The 18145-nt window shown below is 63.2% G+C and carries 16 protein-coding genes; 9 read left to right on the forward strand and 7 right to left on the reverse strand.

The genetic code is table 11. The features are described from left to right. Positions 1 to 88: 88 nt before the first annotated feature. Complete coding sequence (locus IB263_RS00145) at positions 89 to 913, reverse strand: tetratricopeptide repeat protein (RefSeq protein ID WP_060519421.1); 825 nt, start codon at positions 911 to 913, stop codon at positions 89 to 91. Positions 914 to 1044: 131 nt separating this feature from the next. Between IB263_RS00145 and IB263_RS00150 the strand changes: the two genes are divergently transcribed. The 3 genes from IB263_RS00150 (at position 1045) to IB263_RS00160 (ending at position 3735) form a co-directional block, all read left to right on the forward strand. After that, positions 1045 to 2436, forward strand: coding sequence for a M17 family metallopeptidase (locus IB263_RS00150; protein ID WP_113079413.1), 1392 nt, complete (start codon positions 1045 to 1047; stop codon positions 2434 to 2436). Between the two features lie 87 nt (positions 2437 to 2523). Further along, entirely contained in the window at positions 2524 to 2874 is a 351-nt protein-coding gene (locus tag IB263_RS00155) for a helix-turn-helix domain-containing protein (RefSeq protein ID WP_034805040.1), read from the forward strand. A 6-nt stretch (positions 2875 to 2880) separates the two neighbouring features. Then, positions 2881 to 3735, forward strand: a complete 855-nt coding sequence (locus IB263_RS00160; protein WP_034805036.1) for an NlpC/P60 family protein — start codon at positions 2881 to 2883, stop codon at positions 3733 to 3735. A gap of 145 nt (positions 3736 to 3880) precedes the next feature. Here the strand turns inward: IB263_RS00160 and IB263_RS00165 are convergent, their stop codons facing one another. The 5 genes from IB263_RS00165 to IB263_RS00185 form a co-directional block, all read right to left on the reverse strand. After that, positions 3881 to 4840 carry a glyoxylate/hydroxypyruvate reductase A gene (locus IB263_RS00165; RefSeq protein ID WP_060580526.1) on the reverse strand — a complete coding sequence of 320 codons (960 nt, stop codon included), beginning with the start codon at positions 4838 to 4840 and terminating at the stop codon, positions 3881 to 3883. A gap of 8 nt (positions 4841 to 4848) precedes the next feature. Then, on the reverse strand, positions 4849 to 6477 hold the full coding sequence (locus IB263_RS00170; protein WP_034805312.1) for an ABC transporter ATP-binding protein: 1629 nt from the start codon (positions 6475 to 6477) through the stop codon (positions 4849 to 4851). A gap of 8 nt (positions 6478 to 6485) precedes the next feature. Further along, positions 6486 to 7622: an ABC transporter permease gene (locus IB263_RS00175; protein WP_060580527.1), complete on the reverse strand. Its 1137-nt coding sequence runs from the start codon at positions 7620 to 7622 to the stop codon at positions 6486 to 6488. Beyond that, on the reverse strand, positions 7622 to 8704 hold the full coding sequence (locus tag IB263_RS00180; protein WP_034805012.1) for a microcin C ABC transporter permease YejB: 1083 nt from the start codon (positions 8702 to 8704) through the stop codon (positions 7622 to 7624). The genes IB263_RS00175 and IB263_RS00180 overlap by 1 nt, the downstream gene beginning before the upstream one ends. Before the next feature lie 177 nt (positions 8705 to 8881). Continuing rightward, positions 8882 to 10741, reverse strand: coding sequence for an extracellular solute-binding protein (locus IB263_RS00185; protein WP_192437325.1), 1860 nt, complete (start codon positions 10739 to 10741; stop codon positions 8882 to 8884). Between the two features lie 231 nt (positions 10742 to 10972). Here IB263_RS00185 and mepA point away from each other — a divergent pair, with 231 nt between their 5' ends. The 6 genes from mepA to IB263_RS00215 all read left to right on the forward strand — a co-directional run bounded on the left by mepA (position 10973) and on the right by IB263_RS00215 (position 17102). After that, positions 10973 to 12025 (forward strand): penicillin-insensitive murein endopeptidase, encoded by a 1053-nt coding sequence (mepA, locus tag IB263_RS00190; protein ID WP_034805006.1) that lies wholly within the window; start codon positions 10973 to 10975, stop codon positions 12023 to 12025. Between the two features lie 105 nt (positions 12026 to 12130). Beyond that, positions 12131 to 12511: a methylglyoxal synthase gene (locus tag IB263_RS00195; RefSeq protein ID WP_034805003.1), complete on the forward strand. Its 381-nt coding sequence runs from the start codon at positions 12131 to 12133 to the stop codon at positions 12509 to 12511. 113 nt (positions 12512 to 12624) lie between these two features. Continuing rightward, a complete protein-coding gene (locus IB263_RS00200; protein WP_192437327.1) occupies positions 12625 to 13644 on the forward strand; it encodes a glucokinase in 1020 nt (339 codons plus the stop codon). Between the two features lie 112 nt (positions 13645 to 13756). Next, a complete protein-coding gene (locus tag IB263_RS00205) occupies positions 13757 to 15592 on the forward strand; it encodes an ABC transporter ATP-binding protein (protein ID WP_089043069.1) in 1836 nt (611 codons plus the stop codon). 21 nt (positions 15593 to 15613) lie between these two features. Then, positions 15614 to 16432 (forward strand): 4-hydroxy-tetrahydrodipicolinate reductase, encoded by an 819-nt coding sequence (gene dapB / locus IB263_RS00210; RefSeq protein WP_134886741.1) that lies wholly within the window; start codon positions 15614 to 15616, stop codon positions 16430 to 16432. 34 nt (positions 16433 to 16466) lie between these two features. Beyond that, positions 16467 to 17102: a 2,3-bisphosphoglycerate-dependent phosphoglycerate mutase gene (locus IB263_RS00215; protein ID WP_060519435.1), complete on the forward strand. Its 636-nt coding sequence runs from the start codon at positions 16467 to 16469 to the stop codon at positions 17100 to 17102. Positions 17103 to 17179: 77 nt separating this feature from the next. On the opposite strand, the gene IB263_RS00220 is transcribed toward IB263_RS00215, so the two are convergent. After that, entirely contained in the window at positions 17180 to 18067 is an 888-nt protein-coding gene (locus IB263_RS00220) for a bifunctional helix-turn-helix domain-containing protein/methylated-DNA--[protein]-cysteine S-methyltransferase (RefSeq protein WP_034804968.1), read from the reverse strand. Positions 18068 to 18145: the final 78 nt, after the last annotated feature.

Genomic DNA, 18145 nt, shown 5'->3' on the forward strand with positions numbered 1-18145 from the left:
TGTGCGCGGCTGACTTTGCGGATGACGGTAGCGGTAGATGGGAAGCGCTAGAGGCGCCAAGAGCGTCTCTGAAGAACGCGGCGCGCCTTTAGTTGGCGACCTTCTTGTCGTCGGCCTTGGCGAGCTCTTTCCATGCGCCCTGCTGCGAAAGCATAGAGCGCAGATAGGCGACGTTCGCTTCGGCCTGCTCGCTGGAAAGTTCCTGGCGGGCGATCGTCTCGGCTTCCTGGAAGCGGCCCTGAAGACCGACGGCGAGCGCGAGGTTCTGGCGCACGCTGCTGTCGGCGCCGGGCTGGCTTGCCGCCGACTTGAGATAGGTTTCGGCGGTGCGAAGGTCCTTGGTCAAAAGATAGGACATGCCGAGATTCGAGAGTACTGACGGCTCGTTCGGCTTGAGGTCGAGAGCCTCGCGGTAGCGCAGTCGCGCCTCCTGGGCGCGGCCCAGCTGGTCGAGGATTGCGCCCTCGGCCGATTTCAGCTTCCAGTCCGGACGGTCGGGTGTCTGCGCCCGGCCGATTGTCGCAAGCGCCTGCTCGAGTTGACCGGCGGCGGCCTGTGCCTTGCCGTAGGCGCCGAGCACTTCGCGGTCCGACGGATGGTTGATCGCGACCTGCTGCATCACCGCAAGCGCCTGCTCATTGCGGCCGGTCATGCGCAGGAGATTGGCATAGTTGAGGCCCGCTTCGCGATCCTTGGGGTTCTTTTCATAGGCCTGGCCGATGCTTTCGGCAGCGGCCGAAAGCTCAGGCGCGGTCATCGACTGCACCGGTTTTGACGTTCTGGAGATCGACCCCGTCGTCAGTTCCTTCTTCGGCTGGTTGGCGCAGCCGGCAAGCGAAAGCGCCACCAGCGCGATCGCCGCGCCCTGCAAGAAACGGGCGCGTTTCGAGGATGAGGTCGTATATTTGGCCATGTGTGTCCCCAGCATGCATTCGCGCACCTGAACTTCAGACAACACCGGCGCAACTTTCACTCCAGCAATAATCTGTTAACCCTAACAGAGTGTTAATAGCGCGATTCCATCTCTGTCAGCCGAGGACTTTCATGGCTCCCTATCAGTTCATCGAGCGGCCTTCGCCGTTCAACACCAGCGCCGGCAAGACCCTGCCGATCTTCGCCGTCACGCCGGCGCATATCGAGACGGGGACGATCGACCCGATCGCTTTGGACTGGGCTCGTAAGGCAGGCTTTACGGCCGAGTCAGGCGCGGTGTTGTTGATCCCGTCCGCCGACGGCCATCTTGGCGGCGCGCTCTTCGGCCTCGGCAGCAACCCGTCGGAAGCGCCGTTCCTCGCAGGCAAGCTGGCGCGGGCGCTGCCGGCCGGCAAATGGCATATCGAAACGGCACCGCTGACGGCCAACCGGCTGGCGCTCGGCTACGGCCTCGGCTCCTATCGCTTCGAGCGCTACAAGTCCGCCAAGGGCGAACCGCCGACGCTGCTCATCCCCGCCGATGCGGACGCGACCGACATCAAGCGCCAGCTCGCTGGCGTGTTCCTCGCCCGTGACCTCATCAACACGCCGACCAACGACATGGGACCGGAAGCGCTCGAAGGCGCGTTCCGCGCGCTTGCCGCCCACTACAAGGCCGATGTTTCGGTCATATCCGGCGAAGCGCTGCTGACGCAGAACTTCCCGCTGGTTCACACCGTCGGCCGCGCCAGCGCCGAGGCTCCGCGCCTGCTGGAGCTGCGCTGGGGCAAGAAGGGCCACAAGAAGGTAACGCTCGTCGGCAAGGGCGTGTGCTTCGATACGGGCGGTCTCGACATCAAGCCGTCGGCCTCCATGCTGCTGATGAAGAAGGACATGGGCGGTGCCGCCAACGTCCTTGGCCTGGCGCTGATGATCATGGACGCCAAGCTCAAGGTGGATCTGCGCGTCATCGTGCCGGTGGTCGAAAACTCTATTTCCGCCAATGCCTTCCGGCCCGGCGACATCTATCGCAGCCGCAAGGGCCTGACGGTGCAGATCGACAATACCGATGCCGAAGGCCGGCTGATCCTTGCCGACGCGCTCGCCTATGCCGACGAAGAGAAGACGGATCTGCTCGTCGACATGGCGACGCTGACCGGTGCCGCGCGCGTCGCGCTCGGCCCGGATCTGCCGCCTTTTTTCACCGACGATGCCGATCTGGCCCACGATCTGACGGAAGCAAGCCTCGAGGTCGACGATCCGATGTGGCGCATGCCGCTCTATAACGGGTATGACAAGGATGTCTCGGCCCGCATCGCCGACCTCACCAACGCGCCTGCGGGCGGCATGGCCGGATCGATCACTGCGGCACTCTTCCTCCGGCGCTTCGTCACCAACGCCAAGAGCTGGGTCCATTTCGATATCTTCGGCTGGGCTCCGTCCGAGCGCCCGCATTCGACGGTTGGCGGGGAGGCGCAGGCAATCCGTGCGCTTTACCAGCACGTCCAGAAGATGACGAGGTAACCGCAACCAGGCGTAACCGGCAAAGAAACGCTTGCGTAACGATCCGCCGCTATCGTGGCGGATCAGTATCACGCGTAGGAGCCGCCATTGCCGATCGAGCTAACGCCCTCCCAGGCCCTCGGGCTTTGGCATTCGGTGTCGCTCGCCCAGGTTCGCGTCGACAGCCGCGACCTGACCTTGCGGCAGCTGGCGATCCTGCTGCACATCTACCTCGTGCCGCCGCCGCACACCGTGCGTGGATTGGCGGCGACGCTTGGGGTCACCAAGCCGGTCATCACCCGCGCGCTCGACACCATGGGAGCGCTTGGACTAGTCGATCGCACCCGCGACGAGCGTGATCGCCGCAACGTCGTCATCAAAAGGACAGTCGAGGGTGCTCTCTATCTTGAAAAATTCGGTGACCTGATCATTGATCAGGGCCGCAAGCAGCTGAAGTGAGTAGACATGTCGACACCGCCCGATCGCCGCCTGAACGCCTATCGCCCCGACCTCGCAGAGAGCCGGCTACGCGGTGTCGTGCAAGCCGAACGCTACGTCGAGGGAAGCGTTGCGCGCATCTCAGTTCCGGTTGCGCCCCTGCGGGCCAAGCCCGATCTCGCCTGCGGCACCGACACCGAGCTGCTGCTCGGCGAATCCGTTCGGGTACTCGACACCAACGAAAGCTGGTGCTGGGTGAAGGCCGATCTCGACGGCTATGTCGGCTATCTTCCGGAGTATTGCCTTGCGCCGGTGGTCAAGAGCCCGACTCATATCGTGACGGCGCCGCGCACCTTCGTCTATACCGGCCATGATCTGCGTTTCCCGACGGTCTATCCGCTGTCGATGGGCAGCCGGTTGACGGTTGTCGATGAACGCGAAACGAGGGGCACGCGCTACTTTCTGCTCGACGGCGGCCAGGCGGTCATCGCCAATCACTGCATCGAGGTCGGCAGCGTCGTGCCGGGAGACTATGTCTCGGTCGCTGCCCGCTTCGTCGAAACACCCTATCTCTGGGGCGGGCGTTCCGGCTTCGGCATCGATTGCTCCGGCCTTGTGCAATTGTCGATGATGATGGTCGGCAGGCAGGCGCCGCGCGATTCCGACATGCAGGCGACGGGGTTGGGAACGCCGATTGGGCGCGAAGAGCTCACACGCGGCGACCTCGTCTTCTGGAAAGGGCACGTCGCGCTGATGGAGGACGACGAAACCCTGATCCACGCCAACGGTCACACGATGACGGTTGCGCGAGAGGGCTTGGAGGCCTCGATCGAGCGGATTGGCTGGCTCTATGAGCAGCCGACGGGCTACCGCCGTCCCTGAGCGCCCGCAAACGGAGCGTAGGGGGGCGCGAGCCTCCGCAATCGTAGCCGATGAAGGCAAAACACCCGTTCACGTCGCAGAATGCGACGCTGCGTCTCTGCCAGGAGGCTCGGCGTGGCAAGCGTCGCACCTCGCTTTCGCTGGATCAGTAGCCGGCTACTTTGTCGACGACGTGTTCGAGCGCCTGTCCGCCTTCGAAGCGGGCGATCTGCTGCTCCACATGGCGGAAGAGGGCCTTGACGTCGGAGGATGCCGCCACGTGCGGTGTGACGTAGACGTTGGGCAGGGTCCAGAAGCGGCTGTCCTGGGCAAGCGGCTCCTGCTCGAAAACGTCGAGCGAGGCACCAGCGAGCACGCCGCTGTCGAGCGCCTTCAGGATGTCCGCTTCGACCTGGCTACCGCCGCGGCCGGCATTGATGAAGACAGGCGCGCCGAACGGGCCGTTACGGCTGAGCCTTGCAAACAGGCGCAGGTTGAAAATGCCGCGGGTGTCCGGCGTCAGCGGCAGCAGGCCGACAAGGAAGTCGCTGCGTGCCAGGAAGCTGTCGAGTTCGTTGCCGCCAAAGGTCTCGATGCCGGCGACGTCGCGCTTGCTGCGCGACCAGCCGATGACCTTGAAGCCCATGGCCGAGAGCTTGCGGGCGGCGTCCTGGCCAAGCACGCCCATGCCCATGATGCCGACGGTGATGTCGGCGGCTTCTGGCTGGGTCAGGTCGCGCCATTCGCGTTTCGCCGCCTGCGCCTCGTAGGTGCGGTGCTGGCGCAGGTGCATGAGGCACTGCATGACCACCCATTCGCTCATGCGCGTCGTCAGTGTCTGGTCGACGAAGCGCACGAGCGGCACTTCGGGAAGGCCGGGCAGCGTAAGCACATGATCGACGCCGGCGCCGCCGGAGAACACCACCTTGAGGTCCGGTGCCCTTTCGAAGAGGTCCGGTGCCGACTTCCAGACGACCGCATAGTCGATGCCCGAGAGGTCGCGGTTGTGGTGCACGGCATCGGCGCGGTTGATCACCTCGCGATCCGGGAAGGCCCCGCGAAGCGCCGCCTCGACCTCCTCCGGAATGAACTTCAGATCGACGATGACGGGGCTTTTTGCGGACATTCGGGCACCTATTGGCGGATCGCGGTCAAGTTGACGGCTTCGAGGTTGAAGGCGGCAGCCATCAGCGCCTTCGTGTAGTCCTGGCTCGGGGCATTGAAGATGCGTTCGGCCGGGCCCTGCTCAACCACCTTGCCCATGCGCATCACGATCATCTCGTTGGCAAGGGCGCGCACGACCTTGAGGTCGTGGCTGATGAACAGATAGGCGAGGTCGTGTTTGCTCTGCAGGTCCCGCAGGAGGTCGACCACCTGCGCCTGCACGCTCATGTCGAGCGCCGAGGTCGGCTCGTCGAGCATCACGAATTGCGGCTTAAGCACCATGGCGCGGGCAATGGCGATGCGTTGCCGCTGGCCACCGGAGAACTCGTGCGGATAGCGCCAGCGGGTCGCGGGATCGAGGCCCACTTCTTCGAGCGCCGCCGCGACGCGGGCGTCGCGCTCGTTGTCGGATAGGGAGCGCTCGTGGATTTTCAGGCCCTCGGCGATGATATCGGCCACCGACATGCGCGGGCTGAGTGAGCCGTAGGGATCCTGGAAGACGATCTGCATCCGGTTTCGAAGCGGCCGCATCTCGTTGAAGCTGTAGCGGTCGATGTCCTTGCCGATGAAGGCGATGCGACCCTTCGACGAGATCAGCCGCGTCAACGCAAGCCCGAGCGTCGTCTTGCCGGAGCCGGATTCGCCGACGACGCCGAGTGTCTGGCCTGCACGCAGCTTCAGGTCGATGCCGTCGACGGCCTTCACATGATCGACCACCTTGCGCAGGAATCCGGCCTTGATTGGGAACCACACCTTCATCTCAGAGGCTTCCATCACGATCGGCTTCGACGCGTCAGACGGTGGCGGATTGCCCTTCGGCTCGGAGGCGAGCAGATGGCGGGTGTAGGCATGCTGCGGATTGGCAAAGATCTCGGCGGTCGGTCCCGTTTCGACGATCTTGCCCTTCGTCATGACGCAGACCCGATCGGCGATCTTGCGCACGATGCCGAGGTCATGGGTGATGAACAGCATCGACATGCCGTGCTCATCCTTGAGCGTCTTCAACAGCTCGAGGATCTGTGCCTGCACGGTGACGTCGAGTGCGGTCGTCGGCTCGTCGGCGATCAAGAGTTCCGGTCGGTTGGCGAGCGCCATCGCGATCATCACACGCTGGCGCTGGCCGCCCGAGAGCTCGTGCGGATAGGCGCTCAGCCGCTTCTCCGGCTCGCGGATGCCGACCTGGTTGAGCAGCTCGAGAATCCGCGTGCGCCGCGCAGCACCCTCCAGCCCCTGGTGCAGTTCGAGGATCTCGCCGATCTGCCGCTCGATCGAGTGCAGCGGGTTGAGCGAGGTCATCGGCTCCTGGAAGATCATGGTGATGTCGTTGCCGCGGGCGTGGCGCAGCTCCGCATCGCTGGCTTTCAGCAGGTCCTTGCCGTTGAAGACGATTTCGCCGCTCGGGTGGCTGGCGGACGGGTAGGGCAAGAGCTTCAGGATCGAATTGGCCGAGACCGATTTGCCCGAACCGGATTCGCCGACAAGCGCCACGGTCTCGCCGCGCCTGATGTCGAAGGAGATATGGTCGACGGCAACGGAGGTGTTGCCGCCCTGGTGAAAGGCGACCGAGAGGTCGCGGACGGAGAGGATTGGATCTGTCATCGTCGCGCTCACCGGAACGTCTTTCTCGGATCGAAGGCATCGCGCGTCGCTTCGCCCACGAAGATCAGCAGCGACAGCATCAGCGACATGACGCAGAAGGCCGTCAGCCCCAGCCAGGGCGCCTGCAGGTTGGACTTGCCCTGGGCGATCATCTCGCCGAGCGAGGGCGATCCCGGCGGCATGCCGAAGCCGAGGAAGTCGAGCGAAGTCAGCGTCGTGATCGAGCCAGAGAGGATGAAGGGCAGGAAGGTCAGCGTCGCCACCATCGCGTTCGGCAGGAGGTGGCGATACATGATCGTGCCATTGCCGACGCCGAGCGCGCGTGCCGCGTTGACGTATTCGAAATTGCGAGCCCGCAGGAACTCGGCGCGCACGACACCGACGAAACCGACCCAGGAGAACAAGAGCATGATACCAAGCAGGATGAAGAAGCCTGGCGGCAGGATCGCGGCGATGATCAGGAGAATGTAGAGCACCGGCATCGACGACCAGATCTCGATGAAACGCTGCATCAGGAGGTCGGTCCAGCCGCCGAAATAACCCTGGATGGCGCCGGCGGTGACACCGATCACCGCCGAGGCGATGGTGAGCGTCAGGCCGAAGAGCACCGAGATGCGGAAGCCATAGATCATGCGCGCAAAGACGTCGCGGGCCTGGTCATCGGTGCCGAGCCAATTGAGGTTTCCGACGATGCAGTTCCGGTCGTTGGTCTTGTCAGGGTAGGCGGAGCAGCGCTCTTCCTTGTCCATCAGCCAGAACGGCTTGGTCGGCGCCGAATGCGGGATGTTGGAATTGACCGTCTGGTAGGAATAGCGCACCGGCGGCCAGATCATCCAGCCATTGGCCTCGATCTCGTCGCGGATGAAGTCGGAGCGATAGTCGGTCTCGGCCAGGAAGCCGCCGAACTTTTCCTCAGGATAGTCGATGACGACAGGGAACAAAAGCTCGCCCTTGTAGGAGGCGATGATCGGCTTGTCGTTGGCGATCAGTTCACCGACCAGGCTGAGCCCGAACAGCGCCAGGAACAGCCAAAGCGACCAGTAGCCGCGTCGGTTCGCCTTGAAATTCTGCCAGCGGCGCTGGTTGACCGGTGACAACCAGCCACGCGGCGCCACAGCGGTCGGCGACGTTGCGACGCTTGCCATCAGACGTCCCTCCGCTCGAAATCGATGCGCGGATCGACCCAGGTGTAGATGAGGTCCGACAGCAGGCTGACGAGCAGGCCCATCAGCGAGAAGATGAAGAGCGTGGCAAAGACGATCGGATAGTCGCGCTTGACGACCGAATCATAGCCGAGCCGGCCGAGGCCATCGAGCGAGAAGATGTATTCGATCAAAAGCGAGCCGGTGAAGAAGGCCGAGATGAAGGCGCCGGGGAAGCCGGCGATGATGATCAGCATGGCGTTGCGGAAGACGTGGCCATAGAGCACCTGGCCGTCGGTCAGGCCCTTGGCCCGTGCCGTCGTTACATACTGCTTCTTGATTTCGTCGATGAAGGAATTCTTGGTGAGCAGCGTCGTCGTCGCAAAGGCCGAGAGCAGCAGCGTGATCAGCGGCAGCGTCATGTGCCAGATGTAGTCGAGGATCTTCTGCCACCAGGGCAAATCCCAGAAATTGTCGGAGACGATACCACGCAGCGGGAACCAGTCGAAGAACGAGCCGCCGGCAAAGACGACGATCAGCAGGATGCCGAAGAGGAAGCTCGGCACGGCGTAGCCGATGACGATGATGCCCGAGGTCCAGACGTCGAAGGCCGAACCGTCGGATACGGCCTTCTTGATGCCGAGCGGGATGGAGATCGCGTAGGAGAATAGAAGGATCCACAGCCCGAGCGAGATCGAGACCGGCATCTTCTCCTTGATCAGATCGATCACCGAGGTGTTGCGGAAGAAGCTCTCGCCGAAATCGAAGCGGAGATAGTTCCACATCATGGTAGCGAAGCGTTCGAGCGGCGGCTTGTCGAAGCCGAACTGCTTTTCGAGCTTGGCGATGAACTCCGGGTCAAGCCCTTGAGCGCCGCGATAGCGCCCGCCTTCGTCGCCGCCGGCCTGCATCAGGTCGCCGCTGCTGCCCGACAGGCGATCGGAGCCGCCGGCATTGGTCAGGTCCGAGATCACCTGTTCGACCGGGCCGCCGGGCGCGAATTGCACCACGATGAAGGAGATCGCCATGATCCCGAAGATCGTCGGGATCATCAAAAGCAGGCGGCGCAGGATGTAGGCACCCATCAGGCGGGCCTTTCGATCGACGTGTGGGCGGTGGCCCGGACCGGCGAAGCGTCGGCAAGCCGTCTATGGTGTCTCAATCCCTGTGTCTCCTTGCGGCTGTCAGGCCCGGATCGGGGCTTGTTTCAGTGATTCGTTTTTTTGCATTTGGAATCGAGACGCCATTCGAGTGCAAGGACTTCATTTGGGGGAGGCGTTTTTCGACCACCACGCGTCCGGAAAGCCTATTCCGTAGTAGGGCAGTTCCTGCGGACGGGCGAGCTGGTTCCAGTAAGCCACGCGAACCGAGCGCGAGTAGAACAGCGGAACCACGAAGTGATGGGCGAGAAGAACGCGATCGAGGGCCCGTGTTGTTGCCACCAGTTCGTCGCGGTTGGGCGCGAAGATGATCCTGCGGATGAGTTCGTCGATCGCCGGATCGGATATGCCGGCATAGTTTCTCGATCCCTGCTGATTGACCGAAGCCGAACCCCAGTAGTCGATCTGCTCGTTGCCGGGTACCAGTGTTTGCGCCCAGATGCCGTAGATCATGTCATAGTCGAAGCTTCGGACGCGGTTGGTGTATTGCGAATCGTCGACGGTCCGGATGCGCGCATCGATGCCGATCTTCTTCACGCTGTTGATGAACGGCGTGACGGTGCGCTCGAACGACGGGTTGGACAAAAGCAATTCGAAACTGAAGGGCTCGCCGGTCTTGACGTTGACCAGGCGGTTGCCCTTGAGTTCATAACCCGCCTCCTTGAACAGCGCGAGCGCCTTGCGCAGGTTGTCGCGCACCTTCTGGGGGTCGCCGTTGACCGGGTTGGTATAGGGCGCGGTGAAGACTTCGGCCGGAACTTTGTCCTTCAGTTCCTCCAGAATGGCCTTCTCGCGTCCTTCCGGCAAAGCCTTGGAGGCAAGCTCGGTGCCCCAGAAATAGCTGTCGACACGCTGGAAGGCGTTGTAGGCGAGGTTGCGGTTCAGGTCCTCGAAGTCGAAGGCGTAGTTCAGCGCCTCGCGCACGCGCTGATCCTTGAATTTGTCGCGGCGCATGTTCGGCACGAAGGCTTGCATGATGCCGGCTGCGCGCAGCGGATTCTCGATCTCCTCGCGGACCACACGGCCATCCTTCATCGCCGGAAAGTCATAGGCGGTCGCCCAGTGACTGGCGCTGTTGTCCTGGTAGAAATCGACGTTGCCGGCGCGGAAGGCTTCGAACTGCACGTTCCTGTCGCTGAAGAAGGCATAGCTGATCACGCCGAAATTATATTGCCCGACATTGACGTTGAGGCTCTTGCCCCAATAGTCGTCCCTGCGTTCGAAGCGGATCGAGCCGCCGGCCTGGAACGACGCGATCTTGTAGGGGCCTGAGCCCATCACCGGCTCCAGCGTCGTGCGGCTGATGTCGCGCTTGTTGCCCTTCTCGTCCTCGCCTTCCCACCAGTGTTTCGGCACGATGGGGAACTGGCCGAGGATGTTCGGCATTTCGTGGTTGTTCTTCTCGTCGAAGCGGAAGGTGACGTCGCGGTCGCCAGTCTTTTCCGCCGAAACCACGTGGCGGTAGTAGTTGGACAGAAGCGGATTGTGTTCCTTCACTTTTTTGAACGAAAAGACCACGTCCTCCGGCGTCACAGGCTTGCCGTCAGCCCACTTGGCCTCGGCGCGCAGGCGAAACGTCGCGGAGGAAATATCGTCGGGATAGGAAACGCCCTCGGCCAGCAGCCCATAGGCGGTTGTGATCTCGTCCTCGGCCGATTTCATCAACGTATCGAAGACGAGCGAGGTTACGCCGCTCGCCGCCTCGCCCTTGGAGAGAATCGGATTGAAGGTATCGAATGTACCGCTCTCCGACAAGCGCAGCTCTCCACCCTTGGGAGCGTCAGGATTGACGTAGTCGAAGCGCGCAAAATCGGGCTTGTATTTCAGTTCACCGATTGACGATGTTCCGTAGCGCCAGACGGGCTGTTCTTGGGCATTGCCTGCAGGAGGGAGGAGAAGAAACGCCGCTGTCAGTAGCGAGGCAGCGAGGCCAGGTTTCACGGTCCTGCAGAAGTTTGGCATCCAGCCGGTACCCCTTATATTTCAATCTTCTTTTGCGAGAGCATAGGCGAAATCAGGGCAAATGACAGGCACTGCCGCAAATCAGGCCAAATTTTTGAGTCACATCCCGGTGATTCACAACCACGTAACGCGTAAGGCTGAGGCAAAGACGGGGCCTTAGGATCGGGGTTCGCCGGAGAGGCATGCCGCACAACGGCGCCGCTCGCCGCGAGACAAACGGGACGAAATTCAATGATTGCTCCATTTCGACGTTGCGGCTCGGCGTTTCTTGCGCTGTTGCTCGGAACAAGCCTCCTGATCGCCGACAACGCCGCGGCGGACGAAACGCCGGCCAAGGCGCTTTTCGGCGCCAAGGCCCTGCCTGCCGAGATGGCGGCAAATTCCTACGGCTTCTATGCGAAGGGATGCCTTGCCGGCGGTGTCGCCATCCCGACCGACGGGCCGACCTGGCAGGCAATGCGGCTGTCGCGCAACCGCCGCTGGGGCCATCCGCAGATGATCGCGCTGATCGAGCAGTTTTCCCACGACGCCGCCGACAAGGTCGGCTGGCCGGGCCTGTTGCTCGGCGATATCTCGCAGCCGCGCGGCGGGCCGATGCTGTCGGGCCACGCCTCGCACCAGATCGGGCTCGATGCCGATATCTGGCTGACGCCGATGCCGCAACGCACGCTTACCTATCGCGAGCGCGAGGACATCTCCGCCACCTCGATGCTGCAGAAGAACAAATTCCTGACGGTCGACCGTTCGATCTGGACGCCGAAGCACGCGCAGCTGATCATGTTGGCGGCGAGCTACCCGCAGGTGGAGCGCGTCTTCGTCAATCCGGCGATCAAGAAGAAGCTTTGCGATACCTGGACGGGCGACCGCACGAATCTTGGCAAGGTCCGGCCGATCTACGGCCACGATTATCACTTCCACATCCGCATCAAGTGCCCCGCCGGCGCTTCGACCTGCAAGGACCAGGCGGAAGTGCCGGCGGGCGACGGCTGCGACAAGTCGCTGGCCTGGTGGTTCACCGACGAGCCATGGGCGAAGCCGACCAAGAAGCCGGACGCAAAGCCCGTCAAGCCGAAGGTGACGACGCTTGCCGACTTGCCGAAGGCCTGCGCTCTGGTCCTGAACGGCCCGGCGCCGGCCTCGGAAGCGGCCGCCACTTTTGGCACGGCCTACCGGGCTGCCGCGCCGGCCGCAGCGAACGATAGTATCGAGCAGGTGATCGGTGCGTCCGGTGATGTCCCGCCGGCCGATATCCCCGTACCAATGGCGCGTCCGACGCTGCAGTAGGATTAAGGACACACGAGTGGGGCGGGGAGGCATCAGCCTTCCCATTCCCGTGGCGCTCATGTATAGGGCAATCAAATCGATTTAAATATTGATGCGAGGCCCGGCATGGCGGATCGAAAATGTGTTGCGCTGATCGCGCATGATCAGAAGAAGGACGATCTTGCGGACTTTGCCAAGGCGCACGAGACGGTTCTGGCTGACTGGCGGATCGTCGCCACCGGCACGACCGGCGGTCGCGTCCTCGACGTCTGCCCAAGCCTCGATATCACCCGGCTGAAAAGCGGCCCCCTCGGCGGTGACCAGCAGATCGGCGCGATGATCGCCACCGGCGAAGTGCAACTGTTGATCTTCTTCGTCGATCCGCTGACCGCTATGCCGCACGATGTCGACGTCAAGGCGCTGATGCGCCTCGCCATCGTCTACGACATTCCGATGGCGCTCAATCGTGCAACGGCCGAGCAGTTGATCGACCTGAACCCCAGATGATGCGGGCTCCCGGCGGGCGGATTCTACTGAAATCCTCCCGCACTTTTCCTCATCCCGTTCTGTCTGATAGACAGTTCAGCAACCCAAGATGACGATCAGGATGGATCTTTGCGATGTCCGGTACCAGTGAACACAGCTTTCCCTTTCCGATCCTGATCGGCGACATCGGCGGCACCAATGCGCGCTTCGCCCTGCTCATCGACGCTTTTGCCGACCCGAAGCAGCTGCCGCCGATCAAGACCGGTGATTTCGAGACGATCGAGGAGGCGCTGCAGAAGAGCATTCTCGACAAGACCTCCGTGCAGCCGCGCTCGGCGATCCTGGCGGTCGCTGGTCCGATTCGGGGCGACGAAATTCCGTTGACCAACGCCGGCTGGGTGATCCGGCCGAAGGACATGCTTTCGAGCCTCGGCCTCGAAGACGTGCTCATCATCAACGACTTCGAGGCGCAGGCGCTTGCCGTCGCCGCTCCGGCGGATGAGGATCTGGTGCAGATCGGCGGCGGCAGCATCCGGCCGATGACCTCCCGCGTCGTGCTGGGTCCGGGAACGGGCCTTGGCGTCGGCGGTCTGATCTTTGCCCAGCATACCTGGTTCCCGGTGCCGGGCGAAGGCGGACATGTCGATATCGGTCCGCGCACTGAACGCGACTTCCAGATCTGGCCCTTTCTCGAGCCGATCGAAGGCCGCATGGCCGGCGAGCAGATCCTCTGCGGCCGCGGCATCATGAACCTTTACCGCGCGGTCTGCGCCGCCGATGGCGTTGACCCGGTTCTGACGGACCCCGCGGAAGTAACGACGCACGCACTGGCCGACAGCGACAGGGCGGCGATCGAGACCATCTCGCTGTTTTCGACCTATCTCGGGCGAGTCGCCGGCGACATGGCGCTGATCTTCATGGCGCGTGGCGGCGTTTTTCTGGCGGGCGGCATCTCGCAGAAGATCCTGCCGGCGCTCTTGAAGTCGCCCTTCCGTGCTGCCTTCGAGGACAAGGCGCCGCACTCGGCGCTGATGCGGACGATCCCCACCTTTGCCGTCATTCACCCGATGGCGGCGCTCTCCGGTTTGGCCGCTTTTGCCCGCACGCCGAGGGATTTCGGTGTGGCAACGGAAGGACGCCGCTGGAGAAGCTGAGCCCGCTGCGCGCGCAAAGACTCGCCAAAGCGATATCAAACCACTATAGAGCGCCGGGAAAGATCGGGCCGGATGCCGGCTCTCCAGATTGGTTCCAGGGAAGACGGGCTTTTTGAGCGCCAGCAAGAAAAAACAGCACGCGGTCGACTCCGATACGATCAGCGGAATCCTCAAGCGGGTGATTGCCGAAAACGGTCGTGACCACATTCGCGGCTATGTTTTCGCCATCAGCTGCCTTGCCGTGGTCGCCGCGACGACCGGCTTTACCGCGTCGATCATGGAAACCGTGATCAACGAGGCTTTTGCCAACAAGCGGGCGGACATCGTTCTGCTCGTCTGCGGTGCGATCCTTGCCGCCTTCGTGCTGCGCGGCTTTGCCACCTACGGCCAGGCCGTCGCGCTTTCGAAGATCGGCAACAACATCGTCGCGCGCTACCAGCGCCGCCTTTATGCCCATCTGATGGCGCTCAGCGTCGGCTATTTCAACGAGACCCGCTCGGCGCAGCTTGCAGCCCAGATCAGCCAGAATGTCAGCGGCATTCGCGACGTGCTCAATCTGACCGTTACCTCGATCGCGCGCGACCTGCTGACGCTGATCGGCCTGGTCGGCGTCATGTTTGCCAAGGACTGGCTGCTGTCGATCATCGTCTTTGTCGCAGCACCTCCTTTGCTCCTGGGCCTGCGCTATGTGTCCAAGCGCTTGCGCTCGGCCACGCGCGAGGCGATCGAGGTCAACAGCCGTGTTCTCGGCGCGATGCAGGAGACCATTCAGGGCATCACCATCGTCAAGGCCTTCACCATGGAAGGCGAGCTGCGTGGCAAAGTCGAGACGATTATCGACCGGGCCGAAAACCGCGCCAACCGCATTGCGCGGCTGAGCGAGCGTACCGCGCCGATGACCGAAACCTTCGCGGGTCTGGCGATTTCGGCCGTGCTTGCCTATTCGGCCTTCCGCGCCATTTACGCCGACGTGCCGCCCGGTGCCTTCTTCGCCTTCGTCGTCGCCCTGCTCATGGCCTATGATCCGGCCCGCCGCCTGGCGCGTCTTCAGGTCTCGCTCGAACGCGCCGCCGTCAACGCCCGCATGGTCTACGAGATCCTCGACACCGTGCCGCACCAGCGCGACAAGGCCGATGCCAAGGAACTGGCGTTTACGAATGCCGCTGTCGAACTGCGTGACGTGCGCTTCCGCTATCCCAATGGCGACGAGGTGCTGAAGGGCGTCAGCTTCGTGGCCGAGGGCGGCAAGACGACCGCGCTCGTCGGCCCCTCGGGTGCCGGCAAGTCGACGGTCATCAGCCTCATTCCACGGTTCTACGATCCGGCATCCGGCCAGATCCTTATCGACGGGCAGGACATCGCCGACGTCACTAAGCAGTCGCTGCGCAAGGGTATCGCCTATGTGTCGCAGCAGCCCTATCTCTTCGAAGGCTCGATCCGCGACAACATCCGCTACGGCCGCATCGACGCGACGGATGCCGAGGTGGAGGACGCCGCACGGCTTGCCTACGCCCATGAGTTCATCCTTGCGCAGCCGCAGGGCTACGATACGCCGGTCGGCGAGAACGGCATGACGCTATCGGGTGGTCAGCGCCAGCGTCTGTCGATCGCACGTGCGCTTGTGCGCAACGCCCCGATCCTTCTGCTCGACGAGGCTACCTCCGCGCTGGATACCGAATCGGAAGCCGCCGTGCAGAAGGCGCTCGACCACGCGATGGATGGCCGCACGGTGATCGTGATCGCACATCGACTTTCGACCGTCGTCAACGCCGACAAGATCATCGTCATGAAGGATGGCTCCGTCGTCGAGGAAGGCACCCATGTCGATCTTGCACGGCGGCCGGACGGTCTCTACGCTCGCCTCCACAATCTCCAGGGTCAGTCTTCGGAAGAGCAGTCGCCTGAAGGCGAGGCGCCCGAAGCGCCGGCCGACGCCGAAATTCACTAGCGGACAAGAAGGAAATCACCGATGGGCGCAAACGATATGAAGCTCGTGGTGGTGGGTGCGGCCGGCCGTATGGGTCAGACGCTGATCAGGACGGTTCACGCGATGGACGGCGTGCGGCTGCATGCGGCCGTCGAGCGCTCCGGTTCTCCCTTCATCGGCCGCGATGCGGGCGAACTCTCCGGCCTAGGCCCGATCGGCGTGCCGGTGACCGACCAGCCGCTCGAAGCCTTCGTCGAAGCAGAAGGCGTCCTTGATTTCACGGCGCCGGCTGGCACCGTCGAGTTTGCCGGGCTCGCCGCCCAGGCCCGCATCGTCCATGTGATCGGCACCACCGGCTGCTCGCCCGACGACGAGGCGAAGATTCGCGCTGCCGCCCGCCACGCCCGTATCGTCAAGTCGGGCAATATGAGCCTCGGCGTCAACCTGCTCGGTGTGTTGACGGAGAAGGCGGCGCGGGCGCTGGGGTCGGCCGACTGGGATATCGAAATCCTCGAAATGCACCACAAGCACAAGGTAGATGCGCCCTCGGGCACGGCCCTGCTTCTCGGCGCTGCGGCGGCGAAGGGGCGCGATATCGCCCTTGCCGACCACTCCGTGCGCGTGCGTGACGGTCATACGGGTCCGCGTCCGGCTGGCACGATCGGTTTTGCGACGCTGCGCGGCGGCTCGGTCATAGGCGAACACTCGGTCATTCTTGCCGGCGAAGGCGAGCAGGTGACGCTCTCGCACAGCGCCACGGACCGTTCGATCTTCGCGCGCGGCGCCGTCACCGCTGCACTCTGGGCCCGCGGCCAGAAGCCCGGTTTCTACTCGATGCTCGACGTTCTCGGGCTCAACTGACCTTTTCACTCTCAAGTCTCAAGGGGAATTCGACATGAGCGGTACTCTCGTCCTCGTCCGGCATGGCCAGAGCGACTGGAACCTGAAGAACCTGTTCACCGGCTGGCGTGATCCGGACCTGACGGAACTCGGCGTCGAGGAAGCCAAGGCCGGCGGCAAGGCGCTTGCCGACTACGGCATCAAGTTCGACATCGCGTTCACTTCGGATCTCATCCGCGCCCAGCGCACGTGCCAGTTCGTGCTCGACGCCGTCGGCCAGTCCTCGCTCGAAACGATCCGCGACCAGGCGCTGAACGAACGCGACTACGGCGACCTGTCGGGCCTTAACAAGGATGACGCCCGCGAGAAGTGGGGCGAAGAGCAGGTGCATATCTGGCGCCGCTCCTACGACATTCCGCCTCCGGGCGGCGAGAGCCTGCGCGACACCGGCGCACGCGTCTGGCCCTATTACCTGACCGAGATCCTGCCGCGCGTGCTGTCGGGCCAAAAGGTCCTGGTCGCTGCACACGGCAACTCGCTGCGCTCGCTGGTCATGGTGCTCGATCGCCTGAGCAAGGAACAGATCCTGAAGCTCAACCTCGCGACCGGCGTGCCGATGGTCTACAAGCTCAACGCCAATTCGACCGTCGCTTCCAAGGAAGTGCTCGGCGACATGTCCGGCGCCCACTGAGCGCTGACAGACGGAGAATGAAAAAGGGGCGCTGGGCGCCCCTTTTTGCGTCTGTGATGATGCTGGGAAGCCTGTAATCAGATCGTGCCGTCGGCCGCCTTGCCGGCTTCCCAGCCGAGGATGGCGCGTTTGCGCGTTAGGCCCCAGTGATAGCCGGTGAGATCGCCGCTCTTGCCAAGGGCGCGGTGGCACGGAACCACGAACGAGATCGGGTTGCGCCCGACCGCAGCACCCACGGCGCGCGATGCCGTCGGCTGGCCGATGTTGCCGGCGATGTTCGAATAGGTGGTGGCGCAGCCGAGCGGGATCTTGAGCAGCGCCTGCCAGACCCGGATCTGGAAGTCGGAGCCGATGAGGAAGATGCGCAGCGGCTCGTCCTGCCTCCACCGCGAAGGATCGAAGATGCGCGCGGCGTATTGGGACGTCGCCGCGCTGTCCTCGATGTAGCGGGCGTTCGGCCAGCGTTGCGCCATGTCCTCGAAGCTTGCCTGCTCGCCGCCGGCATCGTTGAAGGCAAGGCCGGCGAGGCCGCGCTCGGTGATCATCACCAGCGCCGTGCCGAAGGGCGAGGGGTGATAGCCGAAGCGGATTGTCAGCCCTTCGCCGCGCGCCTTCCATTCACCCGGCGACATCGCCTCGTGGGTGACGAACAGGTCGTGCAGGCGGCTCGGTCCTGACAGGCCCACTTCGATGCTGGTTTCCAGCAGCGGCATGTCTTCCTGGCGCAGCAGGCGCTTGGCGTGGTCGAGCGTGACGGCCTGCAGGAAGGCCTTGGGCGAAAGCCCGGCCCAGCGGGTGAAGACCTTTTGGAGCTGCGTCGGCGACTGCTTCAGGCGCTGTGCCACGGATTCGAGCGACGGCTGGTCGCGATAGTCCTCGGTGAGCATTTCGATCACGCGGCTGACCGTATCATAGTCGGTGCCTTTCGGCGTGATGTCGGTGGGTACGGATGTCGCAATGTTCATGGCTCTTCTCCTGTCTTGTCACAGGTAACCATTTGCTGGCCCCGTCAACCACCCGAAACTTGAAAACATGCGATCGGC

The sequence above is a fragment of the Ensifer sp. ENS03 genome (assembly GCF_014852035.1).
Classification (GTDB): Bacteria; Pseudomonadota; Alphaproteobacteria; order Rhizobiales; family Rhizobiaceae; genus Ensifer; species Ensifer adhaerens.